This is a genomic window from Colwellia sp. KS18-150, from assembly GCF_057551365.1.
Genome location: NZ_BAAJMC010000006.1, coordinates 125,777 through 146,727, shown reverse-complemented (window position 1 = coordinate 146,727; position 20,951 = coordinate 125,777). Strand labels below are relative to the sequence as shown.

At 39.4% G+C, this 20,951-nt stretch carries 16 protein-coding genes; 6 read left to right on the top strand and 10 right to left on the bottom strand.

Annotated elements, in window-relative coordinates; translation table 11 throughout:
- Positions 1-361 precede the first annotated feature (361 nt).
- Positions 362-3,139 (top strand): DNA polymerase I, encoded by a 2,778-nt coding sequence (gene polA / locus AC27IF_RS10525; protein WP_487054241.1) that lies wholly within the window; start codon positions 362-364, stop codon positions 3,137-3,139.
- 162 nt (positions 3,140-3,301) lie between these two features.
- On the opposite strand, the gene recG is transcribed toward polA, so the two are convergent.
- From recG to AC27IF_RS10485, 8 genes are all read right to left on the bottom strand, one after another.
- The gene (recG, locus tag AC27IF_RS10520) at positions 3,302-5,389 is read right to left on the bottom strand and encodes an ATP-dependent DNA helicase RecG (RefSeq protein WP_487054239.1); all 2,088 of its coding nucleotides are present in this window, start codon (positions 5,387-5,389) and stop codon (positions 3,302-3,304) included.
- Between the two features lie 34 nt (positions 5,390-5,423).
- The gene (gene trmH / locus AC27IF_RS10515; protein ID WP_487054238.1) at positions 5,424-6,131 is read right to left on the bottom strand and encodes a tRNA (guanosine(18)-2'-O)-methyltransferase TrmH; all 708 of its coding nucleotides are present in this window, start codon (positions 6,129-6,131) and stop codon (positions 5,424-5,426) included.
- Positions 6,132-6,152: 21 nt separating this feature from the next.
- Entirely contained in the window at positions 6,153-6,542 is a 390-nt protein-coding gene (locus AC27IF_RS10510; RefSeq protein WP_487054236.1) for a RidA family protein, read from the bottom strand.
- 15 nt (positions 6,543-6,557) lie between these two features.
- Complete coding sequence (gene spoT, locus AC27IF_RS10505) at positions 6,558-8,666, bottom strand: bifunctional GTP diphosphokinase/guanosine-3',5'-bis pyrophosphate 3'-pyrophosphohydrolase (RefSeq protein ID WP_487054235.1); 2,109 nt, start codon at positions 8,664-8,666, stop codon at positions 6,558-6,560.
- 221 nt (positions 8,667-8,887) lie between these two features.
- Positions 8,888-9,175 carry a DNA-directed RNA polymerase subunit omega gene (rpoZ, locus tag AC27IF_RS10500; protein WP_487054233.1) on the bottom strand — a complete coding sequence of 96 codons (288 nt, stop codon included), beginning with the start codon at positions 9,173-9,175 and terminating at the stop codon, positions 8,888-8,890.
- A 108-nt stretch (positions 9,176-9,283) separates the two neighbouring features.
- Positions 9,284-9,916 carry a guanylate kinase gene (gene gmk, locus AC27IF_RS10495; RefSeq protein WP_487054232.1) on the bottom strand — a complete coding sequence of 211 codons (633 nt, stop codon included), beginning with the start codon at positions 9,914-9,916 and terminating at the stop codon, positions 9,284-9,286.
- A gap of 127 nt (positions 9,917-10,043) precedes the next feature.
- A complete protein-coding gene (locus AC27IF_RS10490; protein ID WP_487054230.1) occupies positions 10,044-11,234 on the bottom strand; it encodes an amino acid aminotransferase in 1,191 nt (396 codons plus the stop codon).
- Positions 11,235-11,416: 182 nt separating this feature from the next.
- Complete coding sequence (locus AC27IF_RS10485) at positions 11,417-12,127, bottom strand: DUF445 domain-containing protein (RefSeq protein WP_487054229.1); 711 nt, start codon at positions 12,125-12,127, stop codon at positions 11,417-11,419.
- Positions 12,128-12,186: 59 nt separating this feature from the next.
- Between AC27IF_RS10485 and AC27IF_RS10480 the strand changes: the two genes are divergently transcribed.
- Positions 12,187-13,056 (top strand): peptidylprolyl isomerase, encoded by an 870-nt coding sequence (locus tag AC27IF_RS10480; RefSeq protein ID WP_487054228.1) that lies wholly within the window; start codon positions 12,187-12,189, stop codon positions 13,054-13,056.
- A gap of 127 nt (positions 13,057-13,183) precedes the next feature.
- Positions 13,184-14,647 (top strand): conjugal transfer protein TraF, encoded by a 1,464-nt coding sequence (gene traF, locus AC27IF_RS10475; RefSeq protein WP_487054226.1) that lies wholly within the window; start codon positions 13,184-13,186, stop codon positions 14,645-14,647.
- 74 nt (positions 14,648-14,721) lie between these two features.
- On the opposite strand, the gene AC27IF_RS10470 is transcribed toward traF, so the two are convergent.
- Together AC27IF_RS10470 and greB are read right to left on the bottom strand one after the other, a co-directional pair.
- Complete coding sequence (locus AC27IF_RS10470; RefSeq protein WP_487054224.1) at positions 14,722-15,948, bottom strand: immunoglobulin-like domain-containing protein; 1,227 nt, start codon at positions 15,946-15,948, stop codon at positions 14,722-14,724.
- Between the two features lie 71 nt (positions 15,949-16,019).
- On the bottom strand, positions 16,020-16,496 hold the full coding sequence (gene greB / locus AC27IF_RS10465) for a transcription elongation factor GreB (protein ID WP_487054223.1): 477 nt from the start codon (positions 16,494-16,496) through the stop codon (positions 16,020-16,022).
- 271 nt (positions 16,497-16,767) lie between these two features.
- On the opposite strand from greB, the gene AC27IF_RS10460 reads away from it, so the two are divergent.
- From AC27IF_RS10460 to AC27IF_RS10450, 3 genes are all read left to right on the top strand, one after another.
- A complete protein-coding gene (locus AC27IF_RS10460; RefSeq protein ID WP_487054222.1) occupies positions 16,768-17,700 on the top strand; it encodes an extracellular catalytic domain type 1 short-chain-length polyhydroxyalkanoate depolymerase in 933 nt (310 codons plus the stop codon).
- A 169-nt stretch (positions 17,701-17,869) separates the two neighbouring features.
- Positions 17,870-20,155, top strand: coding sequence for a TonB-dependent receptor (locus AC27IF_RS10455; RefSeq protein ID WP_487054220.1), 2,286 nt, complete (start codon positions 17,870-17,872; stop codon positions 20,153-20,155).
- 96 nt (positions 20,156-20,251) lie between these two features.
- Complete coding sequence (locus tag AC27IF_RS10450) at positions 20,252-20,923, top strand: response regulator (protein ID WP_487054219.1); 672 nt, start codon at positions 20,252-20,254, stop codon at positions 20,921-20,923.
- The last annotated feature ends 28 nt before the right edge of the window (positions 20,924-20,951 follow it).

Below are 20,951 nucleotides of genomic sequence, written 5' to 3'. Positions count from 1 at the left end.
AAAGTTTAATATTTGACTAGTAATGCGTTGAAAATCTGATAATCTCTTAGCACGTTATTTTTACTGCTTGTATTTTTGTACAAAAATATAAAAAGAAAAAGTAACGGAGATAAATATATTTATCCACAAAAACAAAAATAAAAAATATTGTGTGCTAGAAGGATTTTGTTCTTACCTTTTTTCAATAAAATCATACAAATAAATGAAATCACCAGAATAGCGATGTTTCCTGTTCTGGCGTTTTTCTGCGCTTGTCAACAAAGTTATCCACAAAAGTAAGGTGATAATAGTCACTCGACAGTAGAGCAAATGGCTGCTTTGTGGCATGCTTAGCGCATACTCAATCTTAGTGTGCTTTTTTATGACAACTTTAGCTGCAAATTCTGCATTATCCCCACTTATTTTAGTCGACGGTTCATCTTACTTATTCCGTGCATATCATGTTCCTTATCTACAAGCATTATCGACTGCCGATGGTCGTCCGACAGGGGCGATCACTGGGGTATTAAATATGATCCGCAGCCTGAAAAAAGATTACCCCAATGGTAATGTGGTGGTGATATTCGATGCCAAAGGCAAAACATTCCGCAATGATATGTATCCTGAATATAAAGCAAACCGTCCACCTATGCCGGATGATTTGCGCAGTCAAATTGCTCCATTGCATGAAATAATTGCGGCCATGGGTTTACCTTTATTAGTGATCCCAGGCGTTGAGGCCGATGATGTTATCGGTACACTGGCAAAACAAGCAAGTGAACAAGGTATAGAAACCGTTATCTCTACTGGCGATAAAGATATGGCGCAGTTGGTAACACCGCATGTTCGACTGATTAATACCATGACTGATGTTGAAATGGATGAAGCGGGCGTTGTTGAGAAATTTGGTGTGCGTCCCGATCAAATTATCGATTATTTAGCGTTAATGGGAGATAAAGTCGACAATATTCCGGGTGTAGTTAAGTGTGGTCCTAAAACTGCGGTTAAATGGTTGACTGAACACGGCACACTAGATGAAGTGATAGCCAATGCCGATAAAGTTAAAGGTAAGATTGGGGAGAACTTACGTGATGCGCTTGAGCAATTACCGCTATCTTATCAGTTAGCCACCATTAAATGTGATGTTGAGCTTGAACAAACAGCTGAACAATTAGCGCCTGTTGAAGCTGATGTTGCAACTTTAACTGACCTTTATAAAGATTTGGAGTTAAAACGTTTACTCGCTGACATTACCAAAGGTGAAGGTGACACTAACAGTCAACAATCGGCAAGTAAAACGGCCTCGAGTAATTCTGCTGCGGTTGAGGTTACCACTGTGGATGTGGAAAACAGCGACTACGATATCATTCTCGATAAAAGCAGTTTTGAAAACTGGTTAGCAACATTAAATAATAGTAAAGCATTTGCCTTTGATACTGAAACCACCAGTATTGACTATATGAAAGCTGAATTGGTTGGCTTGTCTTTTGCTGTTGAAGCAGGAAAAGCGGCTTATGTGCCATTGGCGCATGATTATGAAGGCGCGCCAGAGCAATTAGATCTAGATTGGGTATTAGCGCAATTAAAACCATTATTAGAAAGTGACAGCATTAAAAAGATAGGTCAAAACCTCAAGTATGATGCCAATGTGCTTAGTCATTACGATATCCAATTACAAGGTGTAGACTTTGATACCATGATTGAATCCTATTGTTATAACAGCGTTGCTACTCGTCATAATATGGATGCGTTAGCGTTAAAATACCTTGATTATAAAACCGTACATTTTGAAGATATTGCCGGTAAAGGTGCGAAACAATTAACTTTTAATCAAATTGATATCGACAAAGCTGGCCATTATGCTGCCGAAGATGCGGACATTACTTTACGTTTGCACCAAGCAATTTTTCCAGCACTTGAGCAACTCCCAGAGCAATTAAGTGTGTATAGGGATATCGAGATGCCGTTAATGCCTGTGCTGGCTAAGATGGAGCAAACAGGGGTATTAATCGATAGTCATATACTCGATCAGCAAAGCCAAACAATTGGCCAACGATTAGATGAACTAGAAATTGAAGCGCATAATTTAGCCGGTAAAAGCTTTAATCTTGGTTCACCAAAGCAATTACAGCAGATTTTATTTGAAGAGCTGAAAATCCCGGTCATCAAAAAAACACCTAAAGGTGCGCCATCTACTGCAGAAGAAGTACTGCAAGAGTTAGCGTTAGACTATCCTTTGCCGAAAATCATCTTAGAAAATCGTGGTCTGAGCAAATTAAAATCAACCTATACAGACAAGCTGCCACTAATGGTGAGTAATAAAAGCGGTCGAGTACATACTTCATATCACCAAGCCGTCACAGCGACAGGGCGTTTATCATCAACGGATCCAAATTTACAAAATATTCCAATTCGTAGCGAGCAAGGGCGAAAAATACGCCAAGCTTTTATTGCCCCGAAAGATCATAAAATTGTTGCCATCGATTACTCTCAAATTGAATTACGTATTATGGCGCACTTATCGAACGATAAAGGTCTAGTTACAGCCTTTAGTGAAGGCAAAGATATCCATCGCGCTACTGCCGCTGAAATTTTTGCTGTTGAATTAGATGAGGTAACTAGTGATCAACGACGTAGTGCTAAAGCCATTAATTTTGGTTTGATATATGGTATGTCAGCATTTGGTTTAGCAAAGCAATTAAATATTGGCCGCCATCAAGCACAGGAATATCAAGATAAGTACTTTCAGCGCTACCCTGGCGTATTAACCTATATGGAAGACACACGTCAAACAGCGAGCGAGCAAGGTTATGTGGAAACTTTATATGGTCGCCGTTTATTTTTGCCTGATATTAACGCTAAAAACGGTATGCGTAAAAAAGCTGCTGAACGTGCTGCGATCAACGCACCTATGCAAGGCACAGCAGCCGATATTATCAAAAAAGCTATGTTAGCCGTGTCACAGTGGTTAACAGAGAAGAATGATGATCGCATCAAAATGACTATGCAAGTACACGATGAATTAATTTTTGAAATTCATCAAGATATCCTTGAAGAAACCACAGCCAAGTTGGTTGAGTTGATGAATAATGCTGTAGAACTCAGCGTGCCATTAATTGCAGAATTTGGTGTAGGTGATAACTGGGATGAAGCCCATTAAATTTAATTAATGAGCAGATAAGCGATTAATTGAAATTTTTTAGCTAAATAGCTGTTCATATTAATTACACAATGCTCGTACCCTAATTCATTGTGTGTTTCATGCTTTTTAACTGCCAAGCTGATTACAGTTTGGCAGTTTTTTTTGGTGATAAGAAAAACGTTAAGCTTTAGAAAAGCGCTCCTTATTACCTAACCAACGCTGAATAAGTGCTTGTGCGCATTCTGGGTGTTGACGAGATAACAAGTAGGCCTTTTGTTGTATTTCAGGAATTAAATAACCATCACGCACTAAGTCAGCAATTTTTAGCATGGCTAGTCCCGTTTGTCTGGTACCTAACAGCTCACCTGGCCCTCGGATTTCGAGATCTTTTTCGGCAATAACAAAACCATCATTACTTTCTCTCAACACTGCCATGCGCTTAGTGGCGGTTTTTGAAAGTGGTGCTTTATACATAAGTACACAATGTGAGGCGACAGAGCCACGACCAACCCGGCCACGCAATTGATGTAGCTGAGCTAAACCCAAACGCTCTGGATTTTCAATAACCATTAAACTGGAGTTAGGCACATCAACACCTACTTCAATCACTGTGGTGGCAATAAGTAAATGAAGATCACCCGCTTTAAAAGCATCCATAATTTCTTGCTTTTCATCGGCTTTCATTCGTCCGTGCACCAAGCCAACATTGAGCTCAGGTAATTGCTCTTTTAGCATCACCGCGGTATCTTCAGCAGCTTGGCATTGTAATACTTCTGATTCTTCAATCAGAGTACATACCCAATACGCTTGGCGATTATCACGAGTGCACCCCTGACGAATACGTTCAATGACATCATCGCGTCGAGAGTCAGGTAAAGCAATCGTATTTATCGGCGTGCGCCCAGGTGGCAACTCATCAATTACTGAAGTATCTAAGTCGGCATAAGCCGTCATGGCAAGTGTTCGAGGAATTGGCGTCGCGGTCATAATTAACTGGTGTGGATAGTTACCGTTAAACTCGCCTTTTTCTCGCAAGGAAAGTCGCTGCTGTACGCCAAACTTATGCTGCTCATCAATAATGATCAATACTAAGTTTTTAAAAGCGACGTCCGCTTGAAATAAAGCGTGCGTGCCAATCACCATTTGCATCTCACCACTGGCAATATTAGCTAATGCTTCACGACGCGCTTTAGCTTTGGTTTTTCCGGCGAGCCAACCCACTTGAATATTTAAAGGTTCGAACCATTGCTGAAAGTTTATCGCATGCTGCTCAGCTAAAATTTCTGTTGGCGCCATTAACGCTACTTGATAGCCTTGACTAATCGCTGTTAGCGCCGCAAGCGCTGCGACTAAGGTTTTACCTGAGCCAACATCTCCTTGAACCAGGCGCATCATGGGATGATCTTTAATTAAGTCCGCTTTAATTTCTTTAACAACACGTGCTTGCGCATTGGTGGGGGAGAAAGGTAGTGTCGCTAAAAAGTCATTTTCAACGGCATTATCAATGCTCAGTGAAATGGCAGGATGAATATCGCTACTTTGCCTAACGTTTAACATGCTGAGGTTATGGGCAAGTAATTCTTCTTTAATGAGCCGTTGCTGCGCGGGATGCTTTCCGGTTTCAAGGTCGCTAGTAGAAGTTTCTGGTGGCGGTCTATGAATAACAGCTAACGCTTGGGCGAGAGAGTAGCTTTCATCAAAAAGACTCGCTGGCAGTAATTCTTCAACTTGCCCCCGTTGCAGACGAGTTAACGCTTGCTCGGTTAAATTACGTAGAGAAAGCTGTTTTAAACCATCCGTGGTTGGGTAAACAGGAGTAAGTGTTTCTTCAACGGGAGTTAGTTCCCGGTCATCATCAAGCGCTTTGTATTCTGGGTGGACGATTTGGAAACCGCGTGGCCCTCGTTTTATTTCACCATAGCAGCGAATAGTTTGACCGACACGTAAGCTATTTTTTTGACTAGCGGAAAAACTAAAAAAGCACAGTTGAACACTGCCGGTACCATCATGTAAATCAACCACCAACATGCGTCGTTTACCGTGGGTAATTTGATTGTTGGTGATTTCGCCAATAATATTGGTATGAGTGCCAGCCAGACAATCTCGAACGCAAGTTACACGGGTTCTATCTTCGTAGCGAAGCGGTAAGTGAAATAATAAATCCTGAGCTGATATAAGGCCTAATTTTTCAAGCCTTGCCGCCATACTCGGCCCTACACCTTTAAAAGTAGTTAGGGCAACTTGTGATAACTTGGTTAAGGCTTCCATAAAGTAATTACCTGGTTATAGTTGGCTAAGCCAGTTAATCATCAATATGTTGCCAGGCACTTTTATCCATCTGCATTTTTTGCCACCATAACTCATCAGCGACAATTTGACCTTCTTCATCAATAGCAGGGTATGGTAATCCTTTGCGCTGACAAGCTTCGGCGAAGATAGGGTGGCCACCTTCAAATAAAGTGCGTTGTCTGCGCTCATGGCTAAGGCTTGCTTTATTATACATGCCTGCCAGCTGACGTTGACGCTGCGCTTCATATAACACCACGGAACAAGCGACGGAAACGTTTAATGATTGCACCATGCCAACCATAGGAATAACGATATCTTGATCTGCTAATGCTAGAGCGGCTTTTGAAGCGCCAAATTTTTCTTGCCCTAAAATAATTGCAGTTGGTTTGGTGTAGTCTACTTCACGAAAATCTACCGCAGTATCAGAAAGGTTAGTAACTAACACCTGCATTCCTTGAGCTTTTAAGGTGTTAATAGCGTCTTCGGTACTGTGATAATTATGAACGTCAATCCAGTTTTGGCTGCCCGCAGCACTACCGCCACGCACTTCAGCTTCTTCACTCTTCCATACGGCATGTACATCACTGACACCAATGGCATCACAGGTTCGTACTACGGCAGCTAAATTATGGGTTTTATGAACCCCTTCCATACACACTGTGAGGTCAGGTTGGCGTTTATCCAGCATGGTGTTAATACGCTGTAGTCTTTCTGGTGTCATTTTTAGTATCTTTGTTATTTATTAACTTAAGTTTGGCAGTTCCATGACGCCATCAATTTCAATATCTACTGCTTTAGGCAATTTTGAAATTTGAATCGCAGCACGAGCAGGGTAAGGCTGTTGAAAGTATTTAGCCATAATTTCATTTACTGTGGCGAAATTATTAAGATCGGTCATAAAGATGTTAACTTTCACCATATCATTGATGGTACCACCTGCTGCTTCACATACTGCTGATAAGTTCTTAAACACTTGCTCAGTTTGTTCGGCAAAACCGCCTTCGACTACTTCCATAGTGCTTGGTACTAGTGGAATTTGTCCTGATAAATAAACGGTATTATTTACTTTTACAGCTTGGCTATATGTACCGATTGCACTAGGTGCTTGGTCAGTATTAATGATACTTTTCATATTAGTTCCTAATTGTTACTTATTTCGAATAACGCGTTGTACATCAACCATTACTTTAATTTTACGGATTATATCGGCTAAATGTATTCGATCTAGACAAGTTATTTCCATGTCAATTACGTAAAGGCCAGCATCTTTCTCGCCTGAATTTAAACTATGGACATTAGAGCCACATTTGGCAACGACATTGGTAAGTAAAGCGAGCGCACCTTGGTGATTGATGATTTCTACTCTTAGTTTAGCAATAAATTCTCTGTCGATATCTTTATCCCATTTTACTGGGAATAAACCGCCTTGCTCATGGCCTTTAATATTACGACAGCCCTGTTGGTGCACCATTAACCCTTTACCTGGGCTGAGATAAGCTAAAATTGTATCTCCTGGGATAGGGCGACAGCATTTACCATAACTGACTAGCATACCTTCAGTGCCTTTAATGGGCATTTTGGTTTTACTATTACTAGGCGTTAAGTCGCTATCTTCAGTAAATTCATCGGTTAAGCGTCGTGCAATACCTATACTTAAGGCATTACCTAAACCAATATTTGTGAGTAGCTCATCAAATGATTCGTTGCCACTTTGTTCAACGACTTCGGCAACTTTCTCTTCGCTAATATCTTCGAGTTTCACTTTACCTAAAGCGTGACTTAATAATCGTTGGCCAAGTTGTTTAGACTCAGCTTGTTCACGGCTTCTTAGATAAGTTCTAATTTGTAAACGTGCTTTAGCGGTCACAACAAAATTTAACCAAGTCGCATTAGGTCTTGCTGCTGCAGAAGTCACTACTTCAATTGTTTGACCCGAATCCAGAGCTTGACTCATTGGGTAGGGTTTTCTGTCAACTTTAACGCCGACACAAGAGTTACCGACATCGGTATGTACTGCGTAAGCAAAATCAACTGCCGTAGCGCCCATAGGTAATTCGATGATGCGACCTTCTGGGGTGAAAACGTAAATTTCTTCAGGGAATAAATCTGATTTAACATTTTCGATAAATTCAAAAGAGCTACCCGCACTTTGCTGTAACTCGAGTAAGCTTTGCATCCAGCGACGCGCTTTCATTTGCGCTGTAGTGTCGGTATTACCGCCACCTTCTTTATAAAGCCAATGGGCGGCAACGCCTTTATCAGCCATTTGGTCCATGTCTTGGGTTCGGATTTGAATTTCAACCGGAATACCATGAGGGCCAATTAGCGAGGTATGCAAAGAGCGGTAGCCATTGGTTTTAGGGATAGCAATATAGTCTTTAAAACGGCCTTCAATCGGCTTAAATAAATTATGCATGGCACCTAAGGCGCGGTAACAATCATCCATTTTATCGCCAACAATAACGCGAAAAGCGTAAATATCCATAACTTCGTTGAACATTAATTCTTTGTTCAACATTTTACGATATATAGAATATAGGTGTTTTTCTCGGCCTATCACCTGAGCATCAATATTACTTTCAGCTAAGCGGGCTAAGACTTCTTCTTGGATGTTATCTACAATGGCTTTACGATTACCACGAGCACTTTTTACCGCAGACTTTAACGCTCTAGAGCGCATAGGGTAAAGTGCTTGAAATCCTAATAGTTCCAATTCATTCTTTATATCATGTATACCTAAGCGGTTAGCTATTGGGGCATAAATTTCTAGAGTTTCTCGGGCAATACGTCGGCGTTTATCGGGGCGCAATGAACCTAAGGTGCGCATATTGTGGGTTCTGTCGGCAAGTTTGATTAAGATAACGCGTATATCTTGCACCATGGCCAAAACCATTTTACGGAAGTTTTCCGCTTGCATTTCTTCTTTGTTATCAAACTTTAGTTTATCAAGTTTACTGACGCCCTCAACCAACTCAGCGACAGTGTGTCCGAATAGCTCGGCAAGTTCATCTTTGGTGACTTCGGTATCTTCGATGACATCATGAAGTAAAGCAGCCATTAAGGTTTCATGATCAAGATGCATTTTAGCCAGATTAAGTGCTACTGCAACCGGGTGGGTTATGTAGGGATCACCACTAGAGCGCATTTGACCGTCATGGGCATCACGGGCAACAATATAGGCATGTTTAAGTAGATCAAGCTGTACTTTTGAAAGGTAAGTTGCGCTTAATTCTTTTAATGGTTCGAATAGATACACCTATCACTCCAAATTGACGAAAAAAGAAATAGAAATCTGAACATCTTCAAGGTGGCTTGAGGATATATACTTAGAATACGTGGCTTTGCGTTAAATGCAAAGGAAATTGTCTTTGATGGCTATGCCATACAAAGCGCAATAAAAAACGCGTAACTTATTTTCTATAATAATAGAGAAAAGTTACGCGCCTTTAGGGTAATTGGGGCAGTTATTGCCGCTAATTAACCTAGTTCTTGTGGTTGGTCACCAACGATAGCTGCAACAGCATCTAATTCAGCAGTATCTTGCTGAATTTGCTCTTGACGATCTGAGGTATCCATTGATGCTGTACTGATTAAGTCAGCTTCAATTTCACGTAAAGCTAATACGGTTGGCTTGTCATTTTCAACTTCAACCAAAGGATCTTTACCGCCCGTGGCAATTTGACGAGCACGACGTGATGCAACTAGCACCAAATCAAAACGATTACCGATTTTTTCTACGGCATCTTCAACAGTTACGCGAGCCATTTGGGCACTCCAACTTAAATTATAAAATAGCGGTGCATTTTACTGACAGCTAAGGCATTTAGCAAGTAAAAGGCGTTATTGAGGTTAAATAGTTTTATTCGAATGATTTTAGTTAATCAGTTCGTTTAGCAATGCTTGATGTTGAGCAATTTGTTGATTACGTTTTAAACGTTGATTATTCACTATAGTAGTTAAATCCGCTAATGCTTGTTCAAAGTTATCGTTAATAACAATGTAATCAAATTCTTGATAGTGAGAACATTCGCCTTGTGCTTGCGCCATGCGCTGAGCAATTACTTCCTCACTGTCCTGACCTCGACCTCGTAGACGCTTTTCCAATTCTTCTCGTGAAGGAGGTGTAATAAAAATGGTGGTTACCGTCGGTTTTTTCATGCGTACTTGCTGGGCGCCTTGCCAGTCAATATCAAGAAATACGTCAATGCCTTGTGCAAGCTGCGCGTCAATGGCTGCTTCTGAAGTACCGTAATAATTGCCAAATACTTCAGCATATTCGTAAAAAGCATTATTTTTAATTTGTTTTTTGAAGCTTTCTACAGAGACAAAATGATAGTGCTCGCCATTATTTTCACCGGGACGAGGATCACGAGTGGTATGGGAAACTGAAACCTGCATAGGCCTTGAAGATGCTTCGACACTTTGCTCAAGCAATGCTTTGATTAAACTGGATTTACCGGCACCACTTGGCGCAGAAAGAATAAAAAGATTACCAGGAACAGTCACGTGATTTTCCTTGAAAGGTTTAAAAATTAATAAAAAAAGGCTAAGCAATATTTTACCTTATTAAGATAAAAAATGCCTAGCCCTGATATGAAATAAGTAACAAAGCTTGTTACAAGTCGCTGCTAATTTAAAGCACCTTGGCAATTGATTTGGCTAAGTAATCAACATTACTATTAGCGATTCCGGCAATACTCATACGACTTGAACCTACCATGTAGATACTATATTCATCTTGCAGCTGTTGTACTTGCTCAGGGGTAATACCTAAGAAAGAGAACATACCTGCTTGTTGAGTGATAAAACTAAAGTCACGGGTTACACCATTTTCAATCAATTTATCAACAATTAATTGGCGGTTGCCATTGATGCGGTTACGCATTTCAGCTAACTCTTGGTACCACTCATTACGTAACTCATCAGAAGAAAGAATTGTTTCAACTAATGCTGCACCGTGGGCTGGTGGCATAGAATAAATAACACGAACAACAGATAACAATACTGAGTTGGCGATATCCACTTGTAAGCTGCTCTCACCAATAATAGTGCAAGCACCAATGCGCTCTCGATATAAACCAAAATTCTTTGAACATGAACTACAAACAACCATTTCGTTTACAGATTCTGCCATTAAACGTAAACCATATGCATCTTCGTCTAAGCCTTGACCAAAACCTTGGTAAGCCATATCGATAATTGGCGTAAAACCAACCGATTTTGCGACTTCAGCGACTTGTTGCCACTGCTCTTGATTTAAATCCATACCGCTTGGGTTATGACAACAAGCATGTAAAAGTACAGCATCATCACTAGCGACTTGTTTCAATGCTGCTAGCATGCCGTCAAAGTCTAGGTTTTTATTTTCGTAGTCATAATACGGGTAAGTTTTTACCGTTAAACCTGCCGCTTCAAATAAACCGGTATGATTTGCCCAAGTAGGGTTACTTACCCAAATGGTAGCACCGGCTTTGCATGACTTTATAAATTCAGCCGCTACTCGTAACGCTCCTGTACCACCTGGGGTAGAAACTGTGCGAGTGCGGTTCTCAATTAATACTTTATGCTGTGCGCCAAAAATAAGCTTGGTCATTTCATCATTGAAAAGACTTGAGCCTGTTGGGCCAATATACACTTTACTATTTTCGGTATCGGTACGGTGCTGCTCAGCTTTTTTAACACAATTAAGTACTGTGGTATCACCGGCTTCATTTTTATAAACGCCAACACCTAAATCGATTTTGTTAGGGTTAGAATCTTCTCGGTATTTAGCTAATAGTCCTAAAATAGGATCGGAAGGCAAAGCTTTTAAGCTAGCAAACATGACTGGAATGTACCTTATGTGTAAGTGTTAAATTAAATGAATTAAACACTCTTAATTTATACCAATAGGATTAATCAAAAGAGTGAGTGGCAAGCATAGCTTAAAAGTTCAGCAAAATTAAGGATAATTGATGGCAATTTTAAACTATTTATTTGCACAGCTGGCTAAAGTGTATTTTCACTTTAAAAATTATTAGTTAAGGCGGCAATTAAGCCGATAACGCCACCAAAAACGCCACCCCAAACGACTAACCAACCTAAGTGTTTTTTAATCATCGCTTGAATGATTTCCTTCACTAGTTGTGGTGTTAATTCATTTAAGCGCTTTTCGATTATGTCACTGACTTTTTCTTGCATGTTGGCAATCATATCCGGTTGCTCTAATTCTTCTCGTAACAAGTTATTGAACTGATCACTTTGGCTAATTTCCTTTATTGATACTTTCATTTTTTCAATAAAGGGTTCTTTCATCGGCTGTATAGCTTCGCTACCGCCTACCATCGCGAGCATAGGCCCAAAAGAAGAGTTCTCAATGACAGTAACTAAATTATTAAAGGCAAGGGTTAAATCGACTTTTTCAATCACTGGAGTTAAATCAATGCTGCTAGCAGCGCCTGAGCCGGTAGATAAAAAACGGTCGATATTCTCTTTAGTGAAAAATTGCTCCATCATAAGTTGGCGAATAGCTAATTTAAACTCTTCAAAGCGAGCAGGAATGACTCCTGAGCCATAAAGAAGAGGAACTTTTTCAAATAACATATGGACTGCTAGCCAGTTAGTCACAGCACCTGATAAAGCAAATAAGCCCAAGGTGTATAAAATGTGATTTTCTAAAACAAAGCCAGATAAAGTAAAGGCTAAAGCAAGGAAATTAGTGACTAGACTTTTGTTCACTGAAAAACTCCAGAATAATGATATAGTTAATTTTTATTTATTATACCTAAGTAATCAGCATGAAAAAATCTTTAAAAGTGACCATAGTCATTTGTGCCTTTTGGTTTGTCGCGGCTTGCGGTGCCGACAATGTTATGGACCCACCTTGGCGAGTTTTGGATTTAGATAAAACGGTAATGTTAACTTTGCCACATGGAAAAGTGGTGATTGAATTAGCGCCGCAATTCTCACCGAAACATGTTGAACAATTTTCAACGCTAGTAAAGCAAAGTTTTTACGATGGTAATAAATTTTATCGTGTTATTGATGGTTTTGTCGCTCAAGCGGGTCCAAAAGATGGTAGTAAACAAGATAAGTCTGTCTCTTTGTTGTCGATAGAAGGGGAATTTAAAACTGACGCACAATGGGCATTCACCTCCGTGCAACATAATGACTTGTTCGCTAAAAATACTGGTTTCAAGCATGGATTTGCACTAGCAAGTGATAATCAAGAAAGCGCATGGTTAACTCACTGTCCAGGCACTTTAGCAATGGCACGTGGCAATGAAGCCGACTCTGCTTCGAGTCATTTTTATTTTGTAATTGGTCAAGCACCGCGTTACCTAGATAAAATCATGACCATTTTTGGTCGAGTTGTTTATGGTATGGAGCATATTCAAGCCATACAGCGTACAAGTGTAATCGAAGGTGAACATGCAATTGATAGCCGTGAATTCACTGCGATTGTTAGCATGCGATTAATGAGCGATGTGCCGGAGAAAGAGCGCATTATTATTGAAGTTGAAAACACTGAATCGGCACAATTTTCACAACGATTAGACAAACGTCGTGCTCGTGAAAATGAGTTCTTTTATCAAAAACCACCACCAGTATTAGATGTTTGCCAAGTGCCAATTCGAAGTAGGCTTGTAAAAAATGAAAAAACATAAAGTGTTATAGCTTTGTAATGAAGCGATGTTTTTTTGTACTGACAATAAACAGTCGTGTTAGAATATTCACATAAAATTACAGTATTAAACGTATTATTTTTATATTTATTAAACGCATATAACTCAAATGTCATTAGCCAATATATTCACATCAAAAAGATTCAGAGTTGCTTTAGTAACACTGCTTATTTTACCAACAACTTTCGCTTTAGCTGATATTCAGCCACTTGGCACTAGTTTAAATTATTCACAAAAAGCATTATCTAATGCAGGAAATCCTGCTGCAGCGGCTTTGATCGTTGAACGAAATGATTCACACGTAATGAGAGGAGGCTTAATCGAGCTAGGAGGTGGCATTGAATATGGAGATTTAGATGAATTGTTTGAAACAATTGATCGGTTAAGGGAAGATTTTACTCCCCCTTCAGATGATAATCCATCAGACTTGCCTCCTTCACCAGAGCACCCCATCCGTGACTATACATGGGATGATTTATTTGACATGTATCCCGAATTAGAAGATAGGGTTGATGAAATAACAGATCAAGTAGTGGAAACAGCAGCATTATTTGCCTTGATCAGAGTTGAAGGTTATGCCAAAGCAGAAGCGAATGCTAACGCAACTTTTGTGTTAAACGAAGATTTATATGGCGGTACATTGATTTTTGGTAGTTCATTTAAAGGGAATGCTAAAGCTGTGGGAATAATGGAAGCGATTAATTTTGACAGTGATCAGGCAAGAGCACAATTAGAAACAATCCCTGATTTTAATGAGTCAGATCCTATCCAAGAGCTAGATTTAAGTGGCGGAATTACTCTTTTTTATAACCCTGCAGATAATCAAATCAAGCTAACTATAGATAACGATAGTTTACTATTAGTGAAGGCTACTAAAATTAGTCAAACCTCCATTGCTTATAGCCGAGAGTTACTTGCTCATGAAAGTGGTAAGTTATACTGGGGGATAAAACCTAGCTATTATCGTGTTGGTATGACAAATGTAACAGCAAGAATTGGAGATATTACTGATTCTGAAGCATTATTTGATGATATCAAAAATGCTGACTTTATCTATGAGAATGGTTTTGATCTTGATTTAGGCTTGGTATGGGCAGCAAAAAACTATCAGATAGGTATGTCGCTGACTAGCCTTTTTGAGCATACATATGAGTTTCCTGAAATAGATAGACGACGTTATACCTCCGAGCAAATTAATAAAGAACTCGATTATCACGAAGAATTTACTATGCAACGTCAACTTAAATTGGGCGCAGGCATTTATACACAGGATAGCCAGTGGAGTTTACACATGGAGTTAGATGCCAATCCTGTTGTTGATCCAATGCGAGATAGATATCAGTGGTTATCTGTCACTGCCGATTATGCCGCAGATAGTTGGTGGTTACCCAGTGTTCGTGTCGGTTTTAGCCGTAACTTAGCCGGTTCAAAATTAGCCTATTTAAATGCAGGTATTACCATGATGAAGTTCGTCAACCTTGATGTAGCTTCAACGTTAGATACTGTCCAATTAGATGGTGATGATTTTATGCGCGGTGTTAATATCCGTCTTGGTGTTCAGTTTGCTTATTAATATTGAAATAAGTTAATGAAATAGCACCAAGCTCAATGTCTTAAAGAGCTTGGTTAAAGGCTAATTAATAGTTGTTATTGTTGCCTATCTTCTAAGCTATGAGTAAGTAACCACTGATAAATACTGATGTCATAAGGTTCAAACCTAGTGTCGTAGGTAGCGCCTCTGCTACCGCCAACCATGGCGCTCAGATCAAAAATTTCATTATGCGCTGAGTGTACAGAATCAACAATAAGGGTGACCCTTGGCAAAATGCTTGGTTGGCACCTATCAATAATTTTATCGTATCCTGCAATGGTGTTTGAGAACTTGATCACTTCATCTTTAGTGCCATGAAATAGCCACATTGGTACTTTCTCAATATTACAAAAAAAGCTCGGTATTGCGATGTTTTCGTAGGGTAAACCCGATGACATCGGCGCTACAGCGGCTATTTTGTCGGGGAAATTAACAGCATACTCAAAACTAAGAAAACCGCCGTTGCTCCAACCAACCAGATAAATTCTTGAGGTATCAATCTCGTATGTCAGTTTGGCATATTCAACGAACGCATCAATTCTTTCCATATAACCCGCACTATCCACTATGCCTAAATGTGGTGCTAAGACAACAAAAGGCAATGAGTTATCCCACTCATCTTCTTCAATAAGTTTAGGTAAGCCATGATTTCTAATAATTGAGTCTAGTGCCAAGGTGGGATCGGTTGAATTAGAAAATTGTGCGTTCCCGCCTGAGCCGTGTAAATAAATGAGTAGCGGTGGCTTTTCAGTTAGGCTCTGTCCGTAATTTGTCGGTAAATGCTCTAAATAACCGAAATTAGCAATGCTAGTCCCTAATGGGCGCCTAGAAAAATTTTCAGCAGAGCTGCCGGTGACTCTCACAATACGGGTTTTTTCCAGCGCGGTGAGGTTGTTACTGTCGGTGACTGAATATCTGATGGCATAATCACCGATAACACTTGTATTAACTTGACCGCTAATAGTAATTTGCGCAGATATATCTCCGTCTTGTTCATCTAGCGCGGTTGCGCCAGACTCAAGGTAATCATCACCTACTGAAAGTAACTCTGTTTTGTTACCGAGTAAGCTGATTGTTGGTCTATCTGCATTTTCCGAAAAGTCTGCACTTGGTACATCCCACCATATTTCAGGCGGTGCTATATTAACGACACAGGCATCTTCAGAGCGACTGCAAGGAGGTACGTCGCTCGAGCCGTTACAGCCACTTAGTAATACAATGGAGAAAAGTAAGGCGAATATTTTTAGTGATGGAGCGAAAATATATCGAGGGTGAAATGTCATATGAATCCCTTATGCTTTTTATTATTTATTTTATGTAGACTGCCAACTAAAAGCTATTAGGGATAACATCTTTAGCTTTCATAGCTAATCGATTTTATCCACCATTCTTTGTCTCCATCGGGTGTGGGTACAAAAAAATCATCATCAACTTCTTTTTTGATCAGTGCACGTGCCATTGGTGAATCAATGGATATATAACTCTTATTTATACCATATATTTCTTCAGGACCAACAATTCTAAATTTTTTTATTTCCCCTGCATCATTTTCAATTTCTACCCAAGCACCAAAAAAAACTTTGCCTTCTTGTTGTGGTGAGTAGTCGACTATTTTTAGTTCAGGTAATAACTTTCTTAAAAACCTGACTCTGCTATCGATTTGACGCAATACACGTTTGTTAAAATGATAATCGGCATTTTCTGAACGGTCGCCCAAACTTGCAGCCCACGAGACTATTTTAGTTATTTCTGGGCGCTTTTCTTTCCATAAATGGTTATGCTCTTGCTGGAGTTTTTCATACCCTTCTCTGGTGATAAGTTTTGTTTTCACAAAGACTCCCAATTCAATTAAAAGTTGAAGTTTATAGGCTTTATTCATTATTTGCGAGAGTAGAGAAGTAATAGCAAATTGATTAAGTTCTTCCTAACTCAGAGTCATGTTCAATGACAAGGCAATGTTAGGTTTAACCTCTCTAAATCAACTGAGTAAAAATATAGTAAATGATTTTATAGGTTTATTGGTGCTTACACTAAAGTGCCATTGTTAAAAATAAGCAAAGTCAGTCATTATGCAGATAAAATTATAATTGGATAAATAGTTTATGCGAATATTGAAACACGTCTTCATTTCACTTCTCGGCTTTTCATTGAGCCTTTCGGCAATCGCTTCTGAAGATTTTACCTTGCTGACAACATTTGGTGAAAATCCAGGCTCACTTACAACCAGTTATTACCAGCCTAAAGCGCAATCATCGGCACTTGTTATTTTATTGCATGGTTGTGTGCAAAATGGAGAGCAATTAGCTAAGCAAAGCGGCTTGTTGGGGTTAGCGAAAAAGCATAATTTTTCCTTGCTCGTACCTCAGCAAAGTGAAAAAAATAATATTAAAGGTTGCTTTAATTGGTATTCAGCTGAGGACTTTGGTAAGGATAAAGGTGAAAGCTTAACCCTTAAGAATATGATTCTGGCAGCGAAGAACAAATTTTCCAGTGAGCATGTATATATCATCGGATTATCTGGTGGCGGCGCCATGGCTAGTATCATGCTAGTGAATTATCCTGAATTATTCACTGCAGGTGCAGTTGTTGCCGGCATTCCTTTCCCTTGTGCAGACGGTTTAATTACTGGCATTTCCTGTATGAAAAATGGCCCTTCACAAAAAGTGAGTGAGTTAGTAGCACAAGTTAAACAACTAAACCCTAATCAAACCGTATGGCCAAGATTATCTATATGGACTGGTATGAAAGACAATATAGTCAACCCAGTAAATTCCATTGTTTTTGCTCAACAATGGCGAGACTTGTTCCAACTTAAATCAACACCTGTTATTGAAAACAATGCGGATTATACCGTGACACATTGGCAAGATACGCAGCAGCAAACACAAGTTGAATTGGTTGAAATAACACAACTGGGCCACGGCATTATGGTCAACCCTGAAATTGAACATGGTGGTGAAGAGGGTGATTATTTATTAGCCGCTCCCATTAGTACAGCAAAGCATGTTGTCAGTTTTTGGAAATTAAACCGATAAAAATAGTGATTCACGATATTAATTATAAAAAACAAAGTGATACGCATAGCACCATAGTGCTAAATATTTTTTCGTTTTTATCAGATAGAGTGTTATTAGTTGGCGAAACAACTAAATAATAAAGATAAAACAAGCTTCAATTAAAAGAATTATAAACAAGGGTTCCCCTATGAAACATTACAACATAAATAAAAGTTACCTAGCTTTAGCGATAGCTACGGCTTTGACAAGTAGCATTGCTTTTGCAGAAGAAACTGCTGATACATCACCAGCAGCAGAAGATAAAGGTTTAGAGCGTATTGAAGTTACCGCACGTAAAACATTAGAAAGCTTACAAAGTGTCCCTGTTTCTTTAACTTCCATAGGGGCGGAGCAACTTGCACAAAATGGTGTCAGTGTTTTAACCGAGGTGCAGCAGTTTTCACCGAATACAACATTACAGGCTAGTCGAGGTACTAACTCGACGTTAACGGCATTTATTCGTGGTGTCGGCCAAGATGATCCGCTTTGGGGCTATGAACCCGGTGTTGGTATTTATGTTGATGATGTTTACATCGCTCGTCCACAAGGTGCGGTATTAGATATTTTAGATGTTGAACGCGTTGAAGTATTGAGAGGGCCACAAGGTAGTTTATATGGAAAAAATACCATTGGTGGCGCCATTAAGTATGTAACCAAAAAAATGTCGGGTGATATGGAGTTTGACCTTGAAGCAACTTTTGGAAACTATGCACGTCAAGACTATAAAGTAGCAGGTAAAATACCTGTAGTTGACGATAAACTATATGTTGGCTTTGCTTTAGCTAGTTTAACCCGAGATGGTTATGGTGAGTTTTTAGAGTCTGATTTAGAAAATCAAGATCTTGAAAATTACAATAAAGACGTTTTTGCTGGACGAGTTACGATTGAGTTTACTCCAACAGATGATTGGTTTTTCCGTTTTAACTATGACAATACACAAGATGACTCTAATGCCAAAGGTGGTTACCGCTTACTGCCGAGTATAGTAACTGAAGCGCCAGTTCCTGACAGTGTTTATGATTCTTATACAAGTATGCCAACGTGGAATAGCGTTGAATCAGAAGGCTTTAGTTTAACTGCTGAGTATTATATTAACGATACTTGGTCGGTTAAATCGATTACGTCAAGCCGTGAGAATTACTCTAAAACTAATATAGATTTTGATAATACCGCAGAGCGAATTTTTGACGTACCGGCCATTTATGATGACGAACAGTTCACTCAAGAGTTTCAACTAAACTATGACTCAGATAATTTAAGCTTCGTGTCTGGTTTATATTACTTTGATGGCGAGTCATGTGGCCATTTTGACGCTATTTTAGAGCACTTAGGTACAACATTAGGTTTACCAGGTTTAACACGTGAAGTTACCGGCTGTAATAATAGTGAAAGCTATGCTGTTTATGCTCAAGGCTCATATAATATTACCGAAAAGCTTTCATTAACTTTAGGTGCTAGATATACCGAAGAGGAAAAAGTCGCGAATGTAAATAACGGCTTAGCATTTGAAACGGTTTATCCAGAAGATGGCTGGGTGCCGGGCTATGAACGAGGTGATGTCAGCTTCCCTGAAGTGTTAAACGATAGTGAAGATTGGTCTCGCTTTACACCACGTGTCGGTGTTGAGTATCAATATTCAGATGACATGATGTTTTTTGCTAGTTATTCACAAGGTTTTAAATCAGGTACGTTTAACCCTAGAGCAAGTGGTCCAGAGCCGGCGGTTGATCCTGAAGTAGTTGACTCATTTGAAGTGGGTGTAAAAAGTGAGTGGAACGATAACTTACGTGTAAATGCGACAGTATTTTATTTAGATCATACCGATAGACAATTTGTTACCGTATTACCTATTGAAGGCGGTGATGGTAGCGAGTTAAGTCAGCGTTTAGGTAACATTGGTCAATCAACAGCATCTGGTTTAGAGCTTGAAATTGAATACGCCGCAACAGATAGCTTAAATCTTTTTGCCAGTGTTGGTTTGATTGATGCTTCATTTGAAGAAGTAAAGTCATTCGACTCTGAAGGTAATCCTATTGATATCAGTGATACTTTCACCATTACTAACACACCAGATACTACCGCTAATGTTGGCTTTACCTATGACATTGAAACATCAATAGGTGGCTTTGTTATCAATAGTAATTATTACTATCGTAGTGATTATGACTTAACACCTACAGATAACCTATTAACACAAGACGGTTATGGTTTACTCAACTTTGGCGTGAATTGGTATAGCAATGATGGTGATTGGACAGCATCACTACATTGGAAAAATATTACCGATGAAGAATACCTAGTAGGGAATTATGCCTTCGTTGGTGAACAAGGTGATGATGGTAGTTATGCTCCTGGATTAGGGGGCGATACAACCTTGATTGGTTACTATGGTGACCCATCTACCGTATCATTTACTATTGGCTATACTTTCTAAAAGATAGACAAAATATAAAAAGAGCTGGTTTTTACCGGCTCTTTTTTTGATAATGAAAACATTGTTTTACTTCACTTAACCAGTTTAGGTACTGTAATGAACCAAGCGAAAGTAGTTATTGCTGATGATCATCCTTTATTTCGTACGGCATTAAAGCAAGCGGTCATTGTATGCATGCCTGATGCAGGCATTAAAGAAGCATCCAGTTTTAGTGATTTACTTAACGTTATTTCACAATCACCAGAATTAGAAATTATCTTTTTAGATTTGCATATGCCCGGTAATGACGGCTTTACAGGTTTGACTCAATTACAAAATAATCATCCGGACTTAATTGTCATTATGGTGTCGTCAGATGAAAACCCTGACATTATGCAAAAGGCAATTAACTTTGGCGCAGCGGCATTCATTCCTAAATCTGTTGATTTGGCAACTATAGGGCAAGCCATTAACACCGTTATTGGTGGTGATACCTGGTTACCTGAAAATATGCCGATGAATAGTGACGCTAAATTAGCACAAGAGCACAAGCAGCTAGCGCAACAGCTGGCGCAACTGACCCCTCAGCAATATACGGTGTTATCTTTAGTCGCCGATGGTCAATTGAATAAACAAATAGCCGGTATACTAGATATCAAAGAAAATACCGTGAAAAAACACGTTTCAGCGATTCTATTACAATTAGGGGTTTATAATCGTACCCAAGCTGGCTTGGTGTATCAGCAATTAATGTTAGCGCCACAAGAAAATGTCGATATCAGCTCTTAGCTAACCTGAACTCGGTTTAAGAGATTTT